A 19849-nucleotide genomic window follows, 5' to 3' on the forward strand; every position below is an offset into this window, starting at 1 on the left:
CCTGCAGGGATGGACCTTGCCGTGACCCCGAAGGATGTGGAATGAGTTTTTCGAGTTTTATCGTTCAGCTGCTCAACGGACTGGCGGGGGCCTCCTCGCTGTTCCTGGTGGGCGCCGGGCTGTCGCTGATCTTCGGTGTCACGCGCATCGTCAACTTTGCGCATGGCTCGTTCTTCATGGTCGGCATCTATGTGGCCTATTCGCTGGTGGCCAAGCTGGGCACCGGCCTGGGCTTCTGGCCCGCGCTGCTGCTGGCGGCGGTGGTGGTGGGGGCGCTGGGCGCTTTGGTGGAGGTGGTGCTGCTGCGCCGCATCTACAAGGCGCCCGAGCTGTTCCAGCTGCTGGCCACGTTTGCACTGGTGCTGGTCATCAAGGACGCAGCGCTGTGGTTCTGGGGGCCGGAAGAACTGCTGGGCCCGCGCGCGCCGGGGCTGTCGGGCTCGGTCAACATCCTGGGGCGGCAGTTCCCTTCGTATGACCTGTTTCTGATCGTCGTAGGCCCGGTGGTGCTGGGCCTGTTGTGGCTGCTGCTCACCCGCACACGCTGGGGCACGCTGGTGCGCGCTGCTACTCAAGACCGCGAAATGGTCAGCGCCCTGGGCGTGAACCAGGCCTGGCTGTTCACGGCGGTGTTTGCCCTGGGCGCGCTGCTGGCGGGCCTGGGCGGTGCGTTGCAGTTGCCGCGCGAACCCGCCACGCTGGAGATGGACCTCAACACTATCGGCGCAGCGTTTGTGGTGGTCGTGGTGGGGGGCATGGGCTCCATTCCGGGCGCCTATGTCGCGGCCCTGTTGATCGCCGAAATCAAGGCCATCTGCATCTGGCTGGGCGTGGTGGACATCTTCGGTTTCAGCGTGTCGTTCTCCAAGCTCACGCTGGTGGTGGAGTTTCTGGTGATGGCCGTGGTGCTGGTCTGGCGCCCCTGGGGCCTCATGGGCAAGCCGCAGGGCGTGAGCCGCAACACCGGCCTGCCCGAGGCGCCTCTGCGCCAGCCCGAGCGCTGGTTCAAGCTCGGTGGCGCGGCGTTGGTGGTTGCGCTGGTGCTGTTGCCGTTGCTGACGACGGGCTCGCCATACCTCACGGTGCTGATGATCGACCTGCTGATTGCCGCGCTGTTTGCGGCCAGCCTGCACTTCATCATGGGCCCGGCAGGGATGCATTCGTTCGGCCATGCCGCGTACTTTGGCCTGGGCGCCTATGCCGCAGCGCTGCTGGTGCGCTCGGCGGGTATCCCCATGGAGCTGGCGCTGGTGCTGGCGCCGCTGGCGGCGGCGGCGGGCGCGCTGCTCTATGGCTGGTTCTGCGTGCGCCTGTCGGGCGTCTACCTGGCCATGCTGACGCTGGCGTTTGCCCAGATCACCTGGGCCATCTGCTACCAGTGGGACGGCTTCACAGGCGGCAGCAATGGCCTCACGGGCGTATGGCCTGCCGAGTGGCTGTCAGACAAGCGCAACTACTACTACCTCACGCTGGCCCTGGTGGTGGGTGGTGTGCTGCTGTTGCGCCGCGTATTGTTCTCGCCGTTTGGTTACGCGCTGCGGGCCGGGCGGGATTCCGTGCTCCGGGCCGATGCGATCGGCATTGACGTCAAGCGCATGCAGTGGACGGCTTTCGTGATCGCAGGGCTGTTTGCGGGCCTGGGTGGTGCGCTGTTCGCGTTCTCCAAAGGCAGCATCTCGCCCGAGACGCTGCATGTGGGCCGCTCGGTCGATGGCCTCGTCATGGTGCTGCTCGGCGGCATCCAAACTCTGGCGGGCCCTGTAGTGGGCGCCGTCACCTTCACCTGGCTGCACGACACCGTGGCGCGCAACACCGACTACTGGCGCGCCATGCTGGGCGCCATCATCCTGATCCTGGTGCTGCTGTTCCCGCAGGGTATTGCGGGGGCCATCAAGCAGATCTTCGACAACAAGCGCGAAGCCAAGAACATCAAGGAGGGCACGGCATGAGCCTGCTCAAAGTCTCTGGCCTGGGCAAGTCCTTTGGCGGCGTCAAGGCGGTGGATGGCATCCACTTCGAGCTGGCTGCTGGCGAGCTGCTGGCGCTGATCGGCCCCAACGGCGCGGGCAAGTCCACCACCTTCAACATGGTCAACGGCCAGCTGCCAGCCGATGCAGGCTCCATCCAGCTCAATGGCCAGGAGCTGGTGGGCCGCAAGCCGCGCGACATCTGGCGCATGGGTGTGGGTCGCACTTTTCAGATCGCTGAAACCTTTGCATCGCTCACGGTGGTGGAGAACGTGCAGATGGCACTGATCTCCAACGACAACCGCCTGTTTGCGATGTGGCGTAAGGCGGCAGACCACAAGCGCGACGAGGCCCTTGCGCTGCTGGACCAGGTGGGTATGAAGTCGCAGGCCGACCGCCCCTGCAGCGTGCTGGCCTATGGCGATGTGAAGCGCGTGGAGCTGGCGATTGCCATGGCCAACGCGCCGAAGCTGCTGCTCATGGACGAGCCCACCGCCGGCATGGCGCCCAAGGAACGCAACGAACTCATGGCGCTTACCAAGCAGCTGGTGATCGACCGCAACATGGCCGTGCTCTTCACCGAGCACAGCATGGACGTGGTGTTTGCCTATGCCGACCGCATGATCGTGCTGGCGCGTGGGCGCCTCATTGCCGAGGGCAAGCCGCTGGAGCTGCGTGACCACCCCAAGGTGCAGGAGGTGTACTTCGGCACCGGCAAGACCTTCGAGAAGAAAACGGCAGCCGCTGCTGCAGAGGCCGCATGAGCATGACGACCAACGAACCCAAAGAGCTGCTGCTGCAGGCCAAAGGGCTGCAGGCCTGGTATGGCGCGGCGCAAATCCTGTATGACGTGGACCTGGACGTGCGCCGGGGCGAAGTCGTGGCCCTGATGGGCCGCAACGGCGCAGGCAAGTCCACCACGCTCAAGACGCTGATGGGCATGCTGGCCAAACGCAAGGGCCAGATCCAGTTCATGGGCAAGGACATCTCCAAAAGCGACCCGCACGATGCCGCGCGCCTGGGCCTGGGCTTTGTGCCCGAAGACCGCCGCGTGTTCACCGACCTCACAGTGATGGAGAACCTGGCGGTAGGCCGCCAACCCGCCCGCACCTGGCCCGACGGCACGGCCGCCCCGGTGTGGACGCCCGAGCGCCTGTTCAAGCTCTTCCCCAACCTGGGCGAGATGCCCCAGCGCCCCGGCGGCCGCATGAGTGGTGGCGAGCAGCAGATGCTCACCGTGGCGCGCACGCTCATGGGCAACCCTTATCTGGTGCTGCTGGATGAGCCCTCCGAAGGCGTGGCCCCCGTCATCGTGGAGCAGATGGCGCACATGATCCTGGAGCTGAAGGAGCAGGGCGTGAGCATTCTGCTGTCCGAGCAGAACATGCACTTTGCCGAGCTGGTGTCCGACCGTGCCTATGTGCTCGAAAAGGGCCAGATCCGCTACCAGGCCAGCATGGAAGAGCTGGCCGCCAACGAAGAGGTGCGGCGCGCTTACCTGAGCGTGTGATGCACCTGCGCAGCCGTGCGATGTGGTGCGCTGCACACGGGTGCTGTTGGTTACAAAAAACACCTCTTCAAACACTTGCGCGATGCGAGCACAAGCCCCGAAACTGGCGCCTTTGATGTAAGGAGCACTACATGAAGTGTCGAGGAGTGGAGGATGGATGCATCGACCGCCGGACTGCCATGGCGGGGCTGGCGGCAACAGCGGGATGGGCCTGGGCGGGGCCGGCCGCTGCCGAGACCGGAGTGACGGACACCCGCATCAAGGTGGGGCAGTCGGCCGTGTTCACCGGCCCTGCCAAGGATTTTGGGGTGGATTACAAGGCGGGCATTGCGCTCTACTTCGACAAGGTCAACAAGACCGGTGGAGTGTTGGGGCGCACGCTGGAGCTTGTCTCCCATGACGACGCGTACGACCCCAAGAAGACCGCAGAAAACACCACGCGCCTCATCGACGAAGACAAGGTGTTTGCTCTCATCGGCTATGTCGCCACGGGCAACCTGATTGCTGCCATGCCCATTGCCGAGAAGGCCGGTGTGCCCATGTTTGCGCCGCTGGTCGGCACCACATCGTTTCGCACCAACCACAACCGCTACCTGTTCCACGTGCGCGCCAGCTACGAGGCCGAACTTCGCAAGATCGTGGGGCACCTGGCCACGCTGGGCATCCACAACATTGCGGTCATCTACCAGAACAGCGCATTTGGCAAATCCAACCTCGACACCTGCCTGCAGATTGCACAGGGGCTCAAGGTCAAGGTGGTGGAGTCCGTGCCCATGGAGATCGCGGCCACCGACGCCAAGGCCCAGGTAGCCTCGCTCACCAAGGCGCAGCCTGGTGCGGTGGTGATGATCATGGCGGGCAAGATGGTGGAGGTGTTCCTGCGCGACTACCGTGCCGGGGGCGGCGCCTCGCCGCTGTACACGATATCGGTGGGCATCACCGATGCGCCGGGCTCCGCGCAGCGCTTGAACGGCGGCATCGAAGGGCTGGTCACGGCCAGCATCGTGCCCTCGCCGCAGGCCAGCCGCCTGCCCATCGTGGCGGACTACCGCAAGGACCGCGTCGACGCGGGCGAGAAGATCGACAGCTACACAATGCTGGAGGGCTACATTGCCGCCCGCGTGTTTGTGGAGGGTCTCAAGCGCGCGGGCAAAGCGCTCACGCGCGAAGGCTTCATCAAGGCCATGGAAGACATGGGCACCACCAAGATCGGTGACTTTCCGCTGCAGTACGGCCCGGGCAACCACAATGGCTCCAACTTTGTGGATCTGGAGATGTACACGCGCACCGGCAGTCTGCGGCGCTGAGGGCACCCCAAAGAGACATGCACGCGCCCGCTTCGCTTCACACCATGGTCGTCAACGGCCAGCCTTGTGCCTTGCCAGCAAGTACCTCCACCCATGCCACGCTGCTGCACGTGCTGCGCAACGACCTGTCGCTCAACGGCCCCAAATACGGCTGTGGCCTGGGGCAGTGCGGGGCGTGCACGGTGCTGGTGGATGGGATTGCCGCGCGGGCCTGCGTGATCCCGGCGCATGGCGTGGCAGGCCGCGAGGTGACCACGCTGGAAGGCCTGCCCGGCCGCTGCAGCCGCACCGAAGGTCTTCACCCGGTGCAGCAGGCCTTTGTGGATGAACAGGCCGCGCAGTGCGGCTATTGCCTGAGCGGCATGGTGATGATGGCCGTGGCCTTGCTGGAGCGCAATCCAGACCCAGACGAAGCCGCCGTGCGCCGCGAGCTGTCGGGCAACCTGTGCCGCTGCGGCACGCATGTCGAAATCATCCGCGCCGTGCTGCGCGCGGCCCAGTTGATGCGCGAGGCCCAGGCATGAGCGCCACACCTGACAACGCCGCGCCCCTGCGCGCCCACAGCCCTCTCACCCGCGCCGACTTCCATGCCGCCCAGGGCGTGCTGCTGGTGGTGCGCAACCCGCCGCCCGCACCGCCGCCCGTCAAGGGCCAGCCCGCGCTCGTGGCGGGCAACCCGGCCGAGGGCGTGGAGATACTGATCGCCGTGTGGGACGACAGCAGCGTGACAGCACTCAACGGCCATGTGGACCTGGGCACCGGCATCCGCACCGCACTCGCGCAGATCGTGGCCGAAGAACTCGACGTGCCGCTGGCCCAGGTGAACATGGTGCTGGGCGACACCACACGCGCGCCCAACCAGGGCGCCACCATCGCGAGTGCATCCATCCAGATCCACGCCAAACCCCTGCGCACGGCTGCCGCGCAGGCGCGCCACTGGCTGGTGGCGCAGGCCGCAGAGCGGCTGGGCGTGCAGGTGGAAGCCCTGCAGGTGCGCGCGGGTGTGGTGCAGGTCACTGCAGACCCGGCGCGCCAGCTGGTCTACGGCGCGCTGCTGGCGGGCGCGCACACCACGTTGGAGCTGGTGGACGCCACGCCCACCAAGGCCACTGCTGACTACACCGTGGTCGGCCACTCCGTGCCGCGCGTGGACATCCCCGCCAAGGTCAGTGGCGAGCTGGTGTTTGTGCACGACATGCGCGTGCCCGGCATGCTGCACGGCCGCGTGGTGCGCCCGCCGTATGCGGGGGCGGACCATGGCGACTTCATCGGCAACACGCTCGAATCGGTGGACCAGCAGTCCATCGCCCACATCCCCGGCATCCGCGCCGTGGTGGTGATCCGTGACTTTGTGGGCATCGTCGCCGAGCGCGAGGAGCAGGCTGAGCAGGCCCTGCGCGATTTGAAGGTGCGCTGGAAGGACTGGCCCGGCTTCCCGCGCCAGGACGGCGCCGAGGCGCTGGAACAAGCCATCCGCGCCAACCCCGCCACCCAGCGCCGTCTGGTGGACGAAGGCGATGTCGAGGGCGCCCTGGCCGCGCTGTCTGCCAACGGCCAGCCCATGCCACGCACCTATGTGTGGCCGTACCAGATGCACGGCTCCATCGGCCCATCGTGCGCGGTGGCCGAATGGCGCAGTGATGACAGCACGGGCCGCCCGCGCATGGCGGTGTGGGCTGGTACGCAAAACCCCCATGTGCTGCGCGCCGACCTGGCCCGCCTGATGGGCCTGGCAGATGTGGACATCGACCTCATCCGCATGGAGGCCGCAGGCTGCTATGGCCGCAACGGTGCCGACGATGTAGCGGCCGATGCCGCGCTGCTCTCGCGCGCCGTGGGCGCCCCGGTGCGCGTGCAGCTCACGCGCGAGCAGGAGCATTTGTGGGAGCCCAAAGGCACGGCGCAGCTCATGCAGGTGCGCGGCGGGCTCAAGGCCGATGGCACCGTGGCAGCGTATGACTTTGAAACGTCCTACCCCTCCAACGGCGCGCCCACGCTGGCCCTGCTGCTCACCCGCACCATCGAGCCCGTGGCCCAGGCCTACGAGATGGGCGACCGCACCGCGCGCCCGCCGTACCAGTACGACAACCTGCGCGTGGCCGTCAACGACATGGCGCCCATCGTGCGTGCCTCGTGGTTGCGCGGTGTGTCGGCCCTGCCCAATTCGTTTGCGCACGAGTCGTATGTGGACGAACTAGCCACGGTGGCGGGTGTGGACCCGGTGCAGTTTCGTCTGCAACTGCTGAACGACCCGCGCGCTGCCGAGCTGGTGCAGGCCACGGCCGAAAAGGCGGGCTGGATTCGCCGCACCGGCCCGCAGCAGCGCCCGCTGGAGGGTGATTGGGTGCAGGGCCAAGGCTTTGCCTATGCCCGCTACATCCACAGCAAATGGCCCGGCTTTGGCGCTGCCTGGGCGGCCTGGGTGGCCGATGTGGAGGTCAACAAAAAGACCGGCGAGGTGCATGTGCGCCGCGTGGTGGTGGGGCACGACGCGGGCCTGATGGTGAACCCCGCCGGTGTGGAGCAGCAGGTGCATGGCAACGTGCTGCAGACCACCAGCCGCGCACTCAAGGAGCAGGTGACGTTCGAGCCCGTCAAGCAGGCCGTGGACAACCGTGAATGGGGCAGCTACCCCATCCTGAGCTTCCGCGAGGTGCCGGTCATCGAGGTCATGCACATGCCCCGGCAGGACGAGGCGCCGCTGGGCTCGGGCGAGTCGTCGTCCGTGCCGGGCACGGCGGCGATTGCCAATGCGATCTTTGATGCGACGGGCGTACGCTTCCGCGCACCGCCCTTCACACCGGAGGTGGTGCGCGCCGGGCTCAACCCCTTGCCCGGCGGCGCAGGCGAGGCGGCTGCAGGCAGCACCCCACCCACTGAGCAGGCCGAGGTATTGCCCACGCTGGAACTGCCCGCACCCACCGTGCCCGCAAGCGCCACATGGCCCGCCAAGCGCAGCCCCTGGGCCCGCGCCTTGGCCCTGGCCGCTGGTGGCATCGCCGTGGGCGCGGCGCTGCTGGGCTGGCGCCCCTCCATCGCGCCCGTGGTGCAGACGGCGGGCGCGTCGGTCTACAACGCCGCCACCACCGAGCGCGGCCGCCTGCTGGCCGCTGCAGGCGACTGCGTGGTATGCCACACCGCCCCCGGCGGCACGCCCAACACGGGGGGCCGCGCCATGGACACCCCGTTCGGCAAGGTCTACACCACCAACCTCACGCCCGACGCCGAGACCGGCATCGGCCAGTGGTCCTTCAGCGCCTTCCAGCGCGCCATGCGCGAAGGCATCTCGCGCGACGGCAGGCACCTGTACCCCGCGTTCCCCTACACCTCGTTCGCCAAGATGAGCGACGACGACCTAACCGCGCTGTACGCCTACCTCATGGCGCAGCCCGCCGTGCGGGCCGAGGTGCCCAAGACCGAGTTGACCTTCCCGTTCAGCGTACGCCCCCTCATGGCGGGCTGGAACGCGCTGTTCCACGACGCCGCGCCTTTCAAGCCCGACCCGACCCGACCGCCCGAATGGAATCGGGGCGCCTACCTGGTGCAGGGCGTGGGCCACTGCGGCGCCTGCCACACGCCGCGCAATGCGCTGGGGGCCGAGCTGGGCGGGGCTGCGTTCCTCTCGGGCGCCATGGTTGATGGCTGGGAGGCGCCTGCGCTCACCGGCCTGTCGAAGGCGCCCGTGCCCTGGACGGCCGATGCGCTGTACGGCTACCTGCGCCACGGCCACAGCCCCCAGCACGGCAGCGCCTCCGGCCCCATGGCACCCGTGGTGCGCGAGCTGGCCCACTTGCCAGACGACGACATCCGCGCCATGGCGGGCTACCTGGCCTCGTTCACCGCTACCGAGGCGGCTACCCAGCCAGCCACCCTGCCTGTGTCTGACCCGCAGCAGCGCGCCCAAACCGCCGTGGCCCAGGCGGCCGCGCTGGCCCCGCAACCCGGCCAGGCCCAGCGTTTGTTCGACGGTGCCTGCGCCGCCTGCCACCACGACGGCGACGGCCCGCGCCTGCTGGGCGTGAACGTGCCCCTGGCGCTCAACAGCAACCTGCACAGCGACCGGCCCGACAACCTGCTGCAGGTCATCGTGCACGGCATCCGCGAGCCCGCCGCGCGCGACATCGGCTTCATGCCCGGCTTCGGCCACGCGCTCAGCGACGCGCAGATCACCGAGCTGGCGGGCTACATGCGCCAGCGCTACGCCCCCGGACGCCCGGCGTGGCGCGATGTGCCCGAGGCGCTGGCGCGCGTGCGGGCAGGGCCTGCGCATCCTTGATTTTTAGTGTTTTTGGCCGCTAGCGCTTGATGAATAAGCGCTGATAGCTATAAAAACAGGAGTGATTGAAGCTGAAGGCAGCCTGGCACTGCCGCGCCTGTGGGCCATCGATGGCCCCGTGGGACATAAACAGCGCCGCCATTTCCCCTCACATCACCGCATTGCCCCCGTGCCACGTTGGCACAGTGGCATGGGGCCTGGTCCATGGTGGGGCAGGCCAGGGTGCTGGTGGGTCTGCGGGCCTGCAACATGCACCGTGATCCCTCGGCCCGCCTGCTCGGTGGCCGAAGAAGACTTCCTCCAAGGAGAACACCATGCCCAATGCCGAAATGGAAATCCACGTGATCGTGCTGCGCATGATGCGCGAAGGCTATGCCGCACTGAGCGCGGCCCAACGAAGGGTTGTGGATGCGTTGATGGCCGTGTGTTGAGGGGCTGCGTCGGCAGCTGCCAGCCCCACGTCGCACCTTCGGGAGGGCGGTCAGTGTTTGCCGTCCGTTGGCGTGCCGCTATGCCCAATGCAGCAAGGCAGCATCTGCCTCCATCGCTTGTGCAATGAGGCGCATGTCGCGGTCGCTCACGGCAAACAACCCAAAGCGGAACTTGCTGCCCCAGCGCTGGCGGTCGTCCACAAACTCCAGCGCGTCCAGCAGCGGCGCAATCGCCGCCTCACGCGCAGGCACATAGGCCACGTCCCGCCGCGACGGCACAAACCCGCCACCCATGTCAAACGCATACGGCGCGCCCGGCAACACGATGCCGATGGAGACAAACGCCTGCAGCCGGTCCTTGCCACCCATCGTGATGGTGGGCGCGTAGTACGCCACGCGGTCGCCGGGCCGTATGCGCTGCAGCGGCGCAACCTTGCCATGGCACACCTGCATGTAGCCCGCGCCAGGCGTGGCGCAGCCCCGGCGGGCGTGCTGGGCGCAGGCCACGGCGATCCAGTTGCGGCGCGCGGTGGCCGCAGAGGTAGCTGCCGACAGGGGCATGTCGTTGCGCTCAGGCGCGGCATCCGGCCAAAGGGGGTGTTGCAGCACGGCGTCGGTCATGAGAAAAGCTCCGGGTCAAAGAAGCCACCGATGGTGCGGGCGTGCTGCTGACACCGCAGTGTCAGTACCTTTGCAGCATCCCTGTCAGCACCGCACGACCCCTCAGACCAACTGCCCCCACTGCCACAGTGCAAACCCGCCCAGCAGCAGGGCCGACACTCGGTTGATGCGCTGGCGCCACGCCGGCGTAAAGCGCTGCCGTTGGTAGGCGATCGCGCCGGTCAGCAGCAGCCACCAAGCGGCAGAGCCCACCAGCACGCCCGCCACCATCCACAGTGGCGACGGCAGGCTGGGGCGGCCGCCACCCAGCGAGCCAAACACCGCAATGAACGACACGATGGTGGCCGGGTTGGCCAGCGTCAGCGCAAACGTGCCGGCCGCCAGGCCCAGCAGGCCCCGTGCATCGCGCGCCGGGGCGGCGGTGTGGGCCACGGGCGCGTGCCAGGTGCGCCAGGCCAGCACCAGCAGCAGTGCGCCGCCCCCCAGCGCCAGCGGCGTCTTGGCCTGCGTCAGCCCATCGATGAGCCAGCGCACGCTGAAGGCGCCCACGGCGCCATACACCGCATCGGCCGCAGCGGCGCCGAGGCCGGTGGCCAGCCCGGCTGCCAGGCCCCGCTCCAGGGTGCGTTGCATGGTCAACAGGCCAATGGGGCCCACGGGGGCCGCGATGAGCACGCCGATGACGGCGGCTTGCAGAAACACGGTGATTGAGGTCAAGTCCATGCACCAATGCTAGGGCGGCGGCTGGCGGTGGAGAATGCAGAAAATTCGGCGAATCCAGAATTTGGTTTCGTTTTTTTCTGTGCCAACCGATAAAGGCTTTTATGGAAGTCGATGACAAAGCCTGGCGCTTGATCAGCGCGCTGCAGGCCGATGGCCGCGCCTCGCTCAAGGAACTGGCCGAGGCCGTGGGCCTGTCGGTGCCCGCCACGCTCGAGCGCCTGCGCCGCCTGCAAGAGGCGGGCGTGGTGCGCGGCGTGCATGCCGACATCGACCCCGCCAAGGTCGGCTACGGCGTACGAGCCGTGGTGGGCATCAACGTGCCGCAGCCCGGCAAGAAGGCGCTGATCGACAAGCTGCGCCAGTCGCCCCAGGTGCTCGAATGCCACCACGTCAGCGGCAACGACTCGTATGTGATGCAGGTCGTGGCGCGCGACCTGCCCGATCTGGAGCGCTTTCTGGGCGATATCAACGGCTATGGTGAAACGCGCACATCCATCGTGTTCTCCACGCCCATCCCGCTGCGCGGCCTGGCCCGCCCGGAGGCGGGCTGACCCACCCCTCAGAACGTGATCTTCACCGACGCCGCACTGCGCTGCGCGTCGCCATGGAACACCGCCTCGATGTTGTTCCCATCCGGGTCCAGCACAAACGCGGCGTAGTAGCCGGGGTGGTAGGGGCGTTCGCCCGGTGCGCCGTTGTCGGTGCCGCCGTGGGCCAGCGCGGCACGGTAGAACGCATCCACCATCGCCCGGTCCTGCGCCTGAAAGGCCAGGTGCGTGCGGCCGGTGAGGTGGCCTTGCGCGGCAGGGCTGTCGGCGGACGACACAAACAGCTCGTCCGCCCAGAAATAGCCCTCGTCCGCGCCACCCATCGGCACCTTCAGCGCCCCCAGCGCGGCTGTGTAAAACGCCTGGCTGGCCGCCAGATCGCGCACAACGAGCTGGATGTGGTCAATCAGCCGGCCTCGGTGCAGTTCCTGTGTTTCCATGCGGTTGTCCCTTCTTCAAGAAAGTGCGTGCAAACCCACGCGGTTGCCATCCAGGTCATGGATGTGCGCAAAGAACCCCATGCCCGGTGGCAATGCCTGGCGGGGCAGGGCGACCTGGCCGCCCTGGGCTACGGCGCGCTCCAGCGCGGCGTCGAGCGAGGGCGAAGCATCCAGGTACACCAGTGTGCCGCTGCCTGATACCTGCGGTGCCGTCGGGCCCATCATCAGCGCGCCGCCCACGCCGTCTGCTGCGCCGTCGTAGGGAAACACAGCACCTTCGCTGGGCCCCATGTTCTCGCGGCGCAGGGGCTGGCCCAGCACGGTTTCATAGAAAGTCTGGGCGCGGTCGAGTTGGGTGGTGGGGATTTCAAACCAGGCGATGGCGTTTTTCATGCAAAGGCTCCTTGTGTGTGCAAATTCAAAAAAGAAGCCTTGATGGTCGCGGCGGCCTGCTGACAGCGCAGTGTCAGCAGCGTGTCACCGGGCTCACGTGCTGCGGCCCGGGCTCGATGCTGCAACCTGTGCGCGAAAGCTGCGCGGCGACAAGCCTGCATCGCGCGTGAAGGCGCGGGTGAAGTACGCCGGGTCGGCATAGCCCAGCGTGTAGGCAATGGTGGCCACGCCCAGGTGGGTGTAGGCCAGGTTGCGCCGCGCCTCGCGCATCAGGCGCGCTTCAATCAGCCGCTGGGCCGATACGCCCGTGGTGGCCCGCGACACGCGGCTGAGGTGCGTGGGTGACACGGCCAGCGCCCGCGCATAGTCCGCCACCTGCCAGTGCTCCAGAAAATGCGCCTCAATCAGCGCCTCCAGCCGCTGCACCAGGCTGGACTCTGGTACAGCGGTGTCGCCCGGGCTGTGGTCTTCAATGGCCCGTGCCACCCAGCCCAGCAGCGTGGCGCTCAGCCCCCGCAGCACCAGCGCGCGTGCCTTGGCCCGGCCCGAGAACTCCTGCCAGATCTGCCCCATGGCCTGGCTGATGGGCGGGCTGGCGGTGACCACCGCGGGCCGCGCCAGGTCGCGCCGCACATCGCCCACGCGCACAAAAATCTCGTCCATCAATTCATCGGCCAGCGTGGCCACCCAGCCCTGTGTGTGCTGTGTGAACCGAAACGCATGCACATGGCCCGGCGGCACGTTGATGAGCGCACCGGCGGCCAGCGCGTGCTGCTCGCCATCCAGGTGCGCCACGCCGCCGCCCGATTCGATCAGCAGCACCTGGTGCAGCCGCGTGTGCCGGTGCGGGGCCAGCTCCCAGTCGTGCAGCACCGATCGCGCGGCAATCGTTTCGCAGTGCAGCACATCGGGCAGGTGCTGCGACTCGCCGAACAGGCTGTACGACTGGATGCTGCTGTGGTTCTCGGCCATGTTCGAAAAGTGCATGTTCTGGCTCCATCCGTCCATTCAACGCGGCGACTGTGCCACGTATCTTTGGGGGGTCCGTTTGACCCATGTCATGAACGCACCAACCACACCAGGAGACACCATGAAAACCCAGGTTTGCATCATCGGCGGAGGCCCCTCGGGCCTCATGCTCTCGCAGCTCTTGCACCTCAAGGGCATCGACACCATCGTGCTGGAGCGCCAAAGCCGCGAATACGTGCTGGGCCGCATCCGCGCCGGCGTGCTGGAGCACGGCTTTGCCGCACTGATGCGCGAGGCCCAGTGCGGCGAGCGCATGGACAAGGAAGGCGAGATCCACGACGGCTTCATCATTGCCCACGACGGCAAGATGGACCGGGTCGATTTGCACAAGTACAGCGGCGGCAGCTCCGTAGTGGTGTACGGCCAGACCGAGCTGACGCGCGACCTGTACGAAGCGCGCGACCGCATGAAGGGCGTCGTCATCCACAACGCCGAAGACGTGCAGCCGCACGACCTCAAAAGCGCCAACCCGTATGTGACCTACCGCAGTGGCGACGAAGTGGTGCGCATCGACTGCGACTTCGTCATCGGCGCCGACGGCTTCCACGGCGTGAGCCGCAAGTCCATTCCGCGCGATGTGCTCAAGGAGTATGAAAAGGTCTACCCCTTCGGCTGGCTGGGCGTGCTCTCGCGCACCAAGCCTGTCTCGCCCGAGCTGATCTACGCCAAGCACGAACGCGGCTTTGCGCTGTGCTCGCTGCGCTCGCAAGTGCTGAGCCGCTACTACATCCAGGTGCCGCTGACCGACACGGTGGAAGACTGGTCCGACGAAGCCTTCTGGGCTGAACTCAAGCGCCGCCTGCCCGCCGAGGTGTCCGACAAGCTGATTACGGGTGCCTCCATCGAAAAGTCCATCGCCCCCCTGCGCTCCTTCGTGGCCGAGCCGATGCGCTACGGCAACCTGTTCCTGGCCGGCGACGCGGCCCACATCGTGCCGCCCACCGGCGCACGGGGCCTGAACAGCGCGGCATCCGACATCTACTACCTGTACCACGCCATGGTCGCGCACTACCAAAATGGCGACAGCACCGGCCTCGACAAATACTCCGAAAAGGCCCTGGCCCGCGTATGGAAGGCCCAGCGCTTCTCGTGGTGGATGACGACCATGCTGCACACCTTCCCGGATTCCATCGCGTACGACCAGAAGCTGCAGGACACGGACCTGGCGTATCTGTTCTCGTCGGAGAAGGCGCTGGGGTCGCTGGCGGAGAACTACGTGGGGTTGCCGTTTTGAGCCCCCTGCGGTAGCACTGCTACCCAGTCAAAGGCTTGCATGGGGTGTCTCCCTGCAAGCCTTTTTTTGCGCCCAGATCGGCGTTCAGTGCAGGCAGTCGCGTTGGGCAGCGGTCTCCATCTGCTACGCAAAATTTAGGCAGAACTGATGCTTACGCCCGCACAGCAGGCCCGATAGCATCGCACCAAGTTTTCAGATCATTTTCCCAACGGTGTCGATGTGCGGTTCGACGATGGCTGGAACACGATGAAGCTGCTGACGCAGCGTTTTGAGGCAGTGCACTTCACACCCGACAGTGCCAATCAACAGCCAGGAAAATCTCAAAGATGGATTGGGTCCCGATAGTCTTCATTGCCTTCAAGTTGACCGTTTTCGGCACCGGTATGTTCTTTGCCATCAAGTGGCATTACGACCAGGGGAAGAAGGCGAAGAACGAAGCCAGCAGGTCGCAAATGCCGATTGAATGCAAGCCGGGCGCGTCGGAGTAGGCGGCTGATTCCCTACGATGGTCTGCGGGGTATCAGACTTGTACCAACCTGCGTCACGCCATGGCCACCCTCCACCAAAAAGGCGATGCCACGGGTCTCGACCAATACTCCGAAACTTGAACGCTTGCATAGGCTGCGTCGCAAGCCTGTTTCACGCACCCGAATCTTTAGTGCATAGAGCATGCGAGCAGTCCAGGCATCTCCAGTCGCTATTGCTGGCCCTACACCATGTAGCACGGCGCCCGTTGCCTAGTCGGCTGGGATGCGACAGTGAGTGCGGAGGGCCCAGCAATCGGCTTCCTTGAAAGCGTGGCGCAAATTTTGTAGCTTGGTTGGGGAAAATGCGTTAGCTTGGCATAAGACCAACGGGAGTATGGACGGGGGAGAGTAGTGAATAAAGAGTTCCTAGCGCAAACCGCGCATGACGTTAAGCCGGGCGCGTTTGAAGTTTGGTTAAGCGGCCGTCCAAAGTGGCTACAGACTGCGGCCAGTCGCATGATTGGTAGTCGGAAGATGCCGGACGAGCGCGAGATTCAAGACCTAGCGGAACTCTGCATTGCAGAAGCTTCTGCAGACAAGCATGCTGTATTTGAGGTGGTTCATCCTGGCCAGCTCGAGAATGCAGCGCAACAACCAGAGTTAAAGCTCAGAGAGCTGTCCGACATCCGTGGCGTCAATGCGATAAAGGATGATGCGAGGCTGCCTTTCGGACTCGGAAACCTCACCATTGTTTACGGACCAAACGGTGCAGGCAAGACCGGGTTCACGCGAATTCTCAAGGAGGCGTGCGGCTCGCGCGCTAAGGACGGCATATACGGCAACGTATACGCAGAAGCTGTTCACCCTAGCTCTGCAAAAATCCACATCACTGTCGGCGTTGAGGCGAAGACTTTGGAGTGGAACTCGGGAGGCAATACGCTCCAGGCTTTGCGCCATATTCATGTTTTCGACTCCAAGACCGCCTCCATGTATATGGCGAAGGACAACGAAGCAGCCTACGAGCCCAGTCGCATGCGATTTGTCTCGTCTTTGATTCGGTTGTCTGATGCAGTGGCGGGGACGCTGAGTGCGAGAAAGGCTGTGTTGGTGTCCAAGATGCCCGCTGTCCCCGTTGAGTTCTCGCAAACCAATACAGCAAATTGGCTGAAACGGCTTACCGGAACGACGCAGGCATCGGCAATTGCTGAGCACTGTTTTTACTCGGCAGAGCTTGATGCAGAGCGTGTGCAAACTGAAGGATTTCTTGCTCAGCAGGATATTGGCAAGCGTCTTGAAGCAATCGTTCGAGCGCGATCCGATTTTGTGGCGTTTGGTCGATGGGCCGGTGCTCTCAAGCTTGGGTTGTCCGAAGCCGCGGTGCGGGGTTTGGTCGCCGCTCGTTATATTGCAGTGACAACGCGAAGAGCGGCCGGCGAGGGGGCCAAGGCGGCATTCGGTAACGCACCTCTCGAAGGAGTCGGGCAAGAAGCATGGATGCATCTGTGGGCAAAGGCTAGGCAATTCTCGGAAGCCCATGCCTACAGGGGCAGGGACTTCCCGGTCATCGACGGAGATGCTCGTTGTGTCCTTTGTCACCAGGAATTGGGGCAAGAGGGAAGGCAACGGATAAGTCACTTCGAAGCCTATGTTCGCGGGGGTCTCGAGGTAGATGCAGGAAAGGCGGAGGAGCAGGTGGTTGCCTTACTTGCGAGGCTGCCTAGGATTCCTACGCAGGAGGAATGGATGGTTCAGACTGCCATCTTGAAGATGGAGCTCAGCGAAGCTGATGGGATGTATGCATCGCTCGATCAACTGCATAGATGTGCCAGGGAAGAAACAGAAGTCGAGAAAATTCCGGCGGTTAGTTGGAAACCCGTGGATGAAGCGCTAACGGCAAAGATTCAGGCGCTCAATATCGAGGAGCAGGGGCTTAGGGCATTGCAGTTGGATGGGAAGCGGAAGGAGATGGAGAATCGAGTTGTCCATCTAAAGGCCCAGCAGTGGTTCAGCCAGCAGAAGGAGGCTATCGCTGCTGAGGTTGAGCGACTGCGGCAGATTTCCATCCTTGACCAAGCACTGGCTCTTGCAGGTACGACTGCCCTGTCTAGAAAGAATACAGAGCTGGCGAGAGATGAACTGGATGCTGGCTACAAAGAACGCTTTGAGGCAGAACTCGACCGTCTTGGAGGAAATCGGCTATCCGTCAAACCGATGGGAAAGCCTCAAGGGAAAGGTAAGACAACTTTCTCCTTGGCGCTGCACGGGACAAAACGCCAAGCGGCTGTAGACCGGATTCTTAGCGAAGGGGAACTGCGAATCGTCGCTCTCGCAGCGTTCATCGCAGACATCACGGGCGCGACCCAATCAACGCCGTTTATCTTTGACGATCCAATTTCCTCTTTAGACCAAGACTTTGAAGAACGAGTAGTAGCTAGGTTGGTTGAGTTGGCGAAGCAACGCCAAGTGATCGTATTCACCCATCGCTTGTCGCTCGTGACCCTCATCGAAGATTCAGTGAAGAAACTGAAGGACATTGCAGCGAGCGCAAAGTTGCCCCCCCCTGTCGATAGCAATTTGGTCACCCTCAGACGACTTGGTAAGCAAACTGGCTTGGTCACGCAATTCAGCATCCGGGACGGAAAGCCGCAGAAGGCAGTCAACAGGCTCCGAGATGAGTTGCTACCCAAGCTGAAGGTCATTCACGATGCCGGTGAGGTCGAGGCGTACGAGAGTCAGGTAAAGGGCATCTGCAGCGACTTCCGAATCCTGGTCGAGAGGGCGGTTGAGTATGTCCTTCTCAATGAGGTTCTGCTCAGGTTCAGACGAAGCGTTCAGACCCAAGGGCGCGTTACCGCGCTAGCAAAGATTTGCAAGGAAGATTGCGAATTCATTGATGGCCTGATGACAAGCTATTCCGCGTTTGAGCATTCGCAAGCTGATGAGTTGCCCGCCGAAGTGCCTGACTTCGCTGTCTTAGAAACTGACGTAAAGGCTCTGGCCGAGTGGATGGACGAGTTCTCAAGAAGGGCGGTGGCGTAGTCAAGCGTGTAGTGTCCATCGCGAGAAAGAACTCCCGGCACAAGCCGGGCTTCCCGCTTTCAAGCTCATCACTTGCAGCTAAAACTCCCCGCACTCTCCACATCCCCCGTCCCGTTGTACCGCGCCACCTTCGGGTACACACACAGCGGCCGGGTGCGGTTGGCAGACCAGGTCGCAGGCAGCTCGGCATTCACCACCTTGGCCCCTGCGCCGCGTGCCTTGGCCGTCACGCTGTCGGGCGCCTTGCCCTGTTCCACCCAGGCCACCAGCGGGGCCAGCATGTCGAACTGGTCGGTGGCGGGGCCGCCGGAGCAGTGGTTCATGCCGGGCACCAGGTACAGGCGGGCAAAGTCGTCGGCCTTGCCGCCGTGGTTTGCCTGCACGCGGTCCATCCAGTTCGCGGTGTCGATGGGCGAGAACACGCCGTCGGCCACGCCGTGGTAGACCATCATCTTGGCGCCCCGGTTGCGCAGGGCGCTCAGGTCAGCCGCGTTGGGGGGCGTCATGTACGACCAGGATGACTCGGTGTAGACCGGTGTGGTGGCGAACATCTTGGGGTAGTCCGCGTCCATGCTGAAGTTCAGCGCGTACTGCAGGCCGGTGGTGGCCTTGAAGGCGTCCAGGGTGGAGGGCGGTGTGGTGAACAAAAAGGCCACAGCGCCTGCGTCGCGCGTGGTGGGTGCGTTGAAGTGCCAGAACGCAAAGTTGCTACCCGCCACGCCGGGGTCGAACCAGGTGCCGGTGTACAGGGCTTCGCCCTTGCTGTTTTGGGGCCCGGCAAAGATGCTGGCCAGCACGTTCTTTTGCTCGGCAGAGATGCACGATCCATCCCGCGCGGTGTTGGCAGCGGTGCAGGTGGGCACGTCGCGTTGCAGGTTGAAGGCGGCCTGGCAGGCTTGCACGTCGTTCACCTGGCCGTCGGTGGCGCCGTCCAGCGCGTCGCAGCGCTCCACGATCTTGCGGCCGATGAGCTGGAATTCGGTGGGGCTCACGGCCTTGGTCAGGTCGGGCTGGCCGTTGGCGTCCTTGGTGGCCACCTTGGCGTACTGCTGGGCCTTCCACAGCTGGGCCGTGGCAGCCTTGGGCAGGCTGAAGCCGGGGTTGCCCGCCAGCACGCCGTCGTACTGGTCGGCATAGCGCGATGCGGCCACCATGGCGTGGCGCCCGCCGTTGGAGCAGCCTGCGATGTATGAGCGGTCGGGGCCCTTGCCGTAGGCGCCTTTGATCAGGTCCTTGGCCATGGGGGTGAGGGTGCCCACGGCCTCGTAGCCATAGTCGCGCCGGGCCTGGGGGTCCAGCCCAAAGAAGGGCGTGGGGGCGCCGTGGCCCGCGTCAGAGCTGAGCACGGCAAAGCCTTGCACCAGGCCGGGGGCCACGGGCGCAGCGCCGCTCACCGCGCCGAGCGCGGTCACCACGCTGCCGTCCAGCCCGCCGTTGGCCTGGTGCAGAAAGCGGCCGTTCCAGTGGACGGGCAGGCGGATCTCAAAACCGATGGCATAGCTGGCGCCATCCACGGGGCCGGTGCGCTCTTTCATCTTGCCTTTGACGAGGCAGTGCGCAGGCGCCTGGGTGGTGTTGCCCTGCAGGGTGATCGGGCCCTCGGCCACCATCTCTGCCGAGGTGATGCGCGTGTCGGGCAGCGCGAGGCTCTGGGCCAGGGTGGTGCAGTTTTTCAGCGTGGCGGGTGTGGCGGCGCCGAGCTGCGGTGGGGGCGTGGTGCGCGGTGCGCTGGCGCAGCCCGCCAGCAGCGTGGCGGTGCCCAGAGCCATGGCCAGGGCCGACAGGGGGAGGGTGCGCGGGAGGGGGTGTGGCATGCGATGTCTCCAGGTGGGCAGGGGAAGGGCGCAGTCAAAAAAGGCCCTGG

At 65.1% G+C, this 19849-nt stretch carries 15 protein-coding genes; 9 read left to right on the plus strand and 6 right to left on the minus strand.

Features of this window, described 5'->3' with window-relative positions; all coding sequences use genetic code 11:
* Positions 1–41: 41 nt before the first annotated feature.
* The 6 genes from ACSQ22_RS04920 to ACSQ22_RS04945 all read left to right on the plus strand — a co-directional run bounded on the left by ACSQ22_RS04920 (position 42) and on the right by ACSQ22_RS04945 (position 9060).
* Positions 42–1949, plus strand: coding sequence for an ABC transporter permease (locus tag ACSQ22_RS04920; RefSeq protein WP_436129593.1), 1908 nt, complete (start codon positions 42–44; stop codon positions 1947–1949).
* On the plus strand, positions 1946–2731 hold the full coding sequence (locus ACSQ22_RS04925) for an ABC transporter ATP-binding protein (protein WP_055398725.1): 786 nt from the start codon (positions 1946–1948) through the stop codon (positions 2729–2731). The genes ACSQ22_RS04920 and ACSQ22_RS04925 overlap by 4 nt, the downstream gene beginning before the upstream one ends.
* A 2-nt stretch (positions 2732–2733) precedes the next feature.
* A complete protein-coding gene (locus tag ACSQ22_RS04930; protein ID WP_436129645.1) occupies positions 2734–3477 on the plus strand; it encodes an ABC transporter ATP-binding protein in 744 nt (247 codons plus the stop codon).
* Between the two features lie 131 nt (positions 3478–3608).
* Positions 3609–4784, plus strand: coding sequence for an ABC transporter substrate-binding protein (locus ACSQ22_RS04935; protein WP_436129594.1), 1176 nt, complete (start codon positions 3609–3611; stop codon positions 4782–4784).
* Positions 4785–4801: 17 nt separating this feature from the next.
* Positions 4802–5308, plus strand: coding sequence for a (2Fe-2S)-binding protein (locus tag ACSQ22_RS04940; protein ID WP_436129595.1), 507 nt, complete (start codon positions 4802–4804; stop codon positions 5306–5308).
* The gene (locus ACSQ22_RS04945; protein ID WP_436129596.1) at positions 5305–9060 is read left to right on the plus strand and encodes a molybdopterin cofactor-binding domain-containing protein; all 3756 of its coding nucleotides are present in this window, start codon (positions 5305–5307) and stop codon (positions 9058–9060) included. The genes ACSQ22_RS04940 and ACSQ22_RS04945 overlap by 4 nt, the downstream gene beginning before the upstream one ends.
* Positions 9061–9569: 509 nt before the next feature.
* On the opposite strand, the gene ACSQ22_RS04950 is transcribed toward ACSQ22_RS04945, so the two are convergent.
* Together ACSQ22_RS04950 and ACSQ22_RS04955 are read right to left on the minus strand one after the other, a co-directional pair.
* On the minus strand, positions 9570–10112 hold the full coding sequence (locus ACSQ22_RS04950) for an EVE domain-containing protein (protein ID WP_436129597.1): 543 nt from the start codon (positions 10110–10112) through the stop codon (positions 9570–9572).
* Positions 10113–10214: 102 nt separating this feature from the next.
* Positions 10215–10835 carry a LysE family translocator gene (locus tag ACSQ22_RS04955; protein ID WP_436129598.1) on the minus strand — a complete coding sequence of 207 codons (621 nt, stop codon included), beginning with the start codon at positions 10833–10835 and terminating at the stop codon, positions 10215–10217.
* 101 nt (positions 10836–10936) lie between these two features.
* On the opposite strand from ACSQ22_RS04955, the gene ACSQ22_RS04960 reads away from it, so the two are divergent.
* Positions 10937–11386, plus strand: coding sequence for an Lrp/AsnC family transcriptional regulator (locus ACSQ22_RS04960; protein WP_015012065.1), 450 nt, complete (start codon positions 10937–10939; stop codon positions 11384–11386).
* A gap of 8 nt (positions 11387–11394) precedes the next feature.
* Here ACSQ22_RS04960 and ACSQ22_RS04965 read toward each other — a convergent pair whose 3' ends face one another.
* The 3 genes from ACSQ22_RS04965 to ACSQ22_RS04975 all read right to left on the minus strand — a co-directional run bounded on the left by ACSQ22_RS04965 (position 11395) and on the right by ACSQ22_RS04975 (position 13203).
* Positions 11395–11823 (minus strand): VOC family protein, encoded by a 429-nt coding sequence (locus ACSQ22_RS04965; RefSeq protein WP_436129599.1) that lies wholly within the window; start codon positions 11821–11823, stop codon positions 11395–11397.
* A gap of 15 nt (positions 11824–11838) precedes the next feature.
* Entirely contained in the window at positions 11839–12216 is a 378-nt protein-coding gene (locus ACSQ22_RS04970) for a VOC family protein (protein ID WP_436129600.1), read from the minus strand.
* Between the two features lie 93 nt (positions 12217–12309).
* The gene (locus tag ACSQ22_RS04975) at positions 12310–13203 is read right to left on the minus strand and encodes a helix-turn-helix domain-containing protein (RefSeq protein WP_436129601.1); all 894 of its coding nucleotides are present in this window, start codon (positions 13201–13203) and stop codon (positions 12310–12312) included.
* A 103-nt stretch (positions 13204–13306) separates the two neighbouring features.
* On the opposite strand from ACSQ22_RS04975, the gene pobA reads away from it, so the two are divergent.
* Together pobA and ACSQ22_RS04985 are read left to right on the plus strand one after the other, a co-directional pair.
* On the plus strand, positions 13307–14479 hold the full coding sequence (pobA, locus tag ACSQ22_RS04980; protein ID WP_436129602.1) for a 4-hydroxybenzoate 3-monooxygenase: 1173 nt from the start codon (positions 13307–13309) through the stop codon (positions 14477–14479).
* A gap of 878 nt (positions 14480–15357) precedes the next feature.
* The gene (locus ACSQ22_RS04985; RefSeq protein WP_436129603.1) at positions 15358–17985 is read left to right on the plus strand and encodes an AAA family ATPase; all 2628 of its coding nucleotides are present in this window, start codon (positions 15358–15360) and stop codon (positions 17983–17985) included.
* A 68-nt stretch (positions 17986–18053) separates the two neighbouring features.
* On the opposite strand, the gene ACSQ22_RS04990 is transcribed toward ACSQ22_RS04985, so the two are convergent.
* Positions 18054–19799 carry a tannase/feruloyl esterase family alpha/beta hydrolase gene (locus ACSQ22_RS04990; RefSeq protein ID WP_436129604.1) on the minus strand — a complete coding sequence of 582 codons (1746 nt, stop codon included), beginning with the start codon at positions 19797–19799 and terminating at the stop codon, positions 18054–18056.
* Positions 19800–19849: the final 50 nt, after the last annotated feature.

The sequence above is a fragment of the Acidovorax sp. LjRoot38 genome (assembly GCF_964252975.1).
GTDB classification, from domain to species: Bacteria; Pseudomonadota; Gammaproteobacteria; order Burkholderiales; family Burkholderiaceae_C; genus Acidovorax; species Acidovorax facilis.

Bases quoted from the DNA above. Each gene is read 5' to 3' on its own strand.
- ACSQ22_RS04955 (WP_436129598.1), bottom strand. From the start codon at position 10,835: ATGGACTTGACCTCAATCACCGTGTTTCTGCAAGCCGCCGTCATCGGC.
- ACSQ22_RS04945 (WP_436129596.1), top strand. From the start codon at position 5,305: ATGAGCGCCACACCTGACAACGCCGCGCCCCTGCGCGCCCACAGCCCT.
- ACSQ22_RS04990 (WP_436129604.1), bottom strand. From the start codon at position 19,799: ATGCCACACCCCCTCCCGCGCACCCTCCCCCTGTCGGCCCTGGCCATG.
- ACSQ22_RS04925 (WP_055398725.1), top strand. From the start codon at position 1,946: ATGAGCCTGCTCAAAGTCTCTGGCCTGGGCAAGTCCTTTGGCGGCGTC.
- ACSQ22_RS04950 (WP_436129597.1), bottom strand. From the start codon at position 10,112: ATGACCGACGCCGTGCTGCAACACCCCCTTTGGCCGGATGCCGCGCCT.
- ACSQ22_RS04970 (WP_436129600.1), bottom strand. From the start codon at position 12,216: ATGAAAAACGCCATCGCCTGGTTTGAAATCCCCACCACCCAACTCGAC.
- pobA (WP_436129602.1), top strand. From the start codon at position 13,307: ATGAAAACCCAGGTTTGCATCATCGGCGGAGGCCCCTCGGGCCTCATG.
- ACSQ22_RS04940 (WP_436129595.1), top strand. From the start codon at position 4,802: ATGCACGCGCCCGCTTCGCTTCACACCATGGTCGTCAACGGCCAGCCT.
- ACSQ22_RS04930 (WP_436129645.1), top strand. From the start codon at position 2,734: ATGACGACCAACGAACCCAAAGAGCTGCTGCTGCAGGCCAAAGGGCTG.
- ACSQ22_RS04935 (WP_436129594.1), top strand. From the start codon at position 3,609: ATGAAGTGTCGAGGAGTGGAGGATGGATGCATCGACCGCCGGACTGCC.
- ACSQ22_RS04975 (WP_436129601.1), bottom strand. From the start codon at position 13,203: ATGCACTTTTCGAACATGGCCGAGAACCACAGCAGCATCCAGTCGTAC.
- ACSQ22_RS04960 (WP_015012065.1), top strand. From the start codon at position 10,937: ATGGAAGTCGATGACAAAGCCTGGCGCTTGATCAGCGCGCTGCAGGCC.
- ACSQ22_RS04965 (WP_436129599.1), bottom strand. From the start codon at position 11,823: ATGGAAACACAGGAACTGCACCGAGGCCGGCTGATTGACCACATCCAG.
- ACSQ22_RS04920 (WP_436129593.1), top strand. From the start codon at position 42: ATGAGTTTTTCGAGTTTTATCGTTCAGCTGCTCAACGGACTGGCGGGG.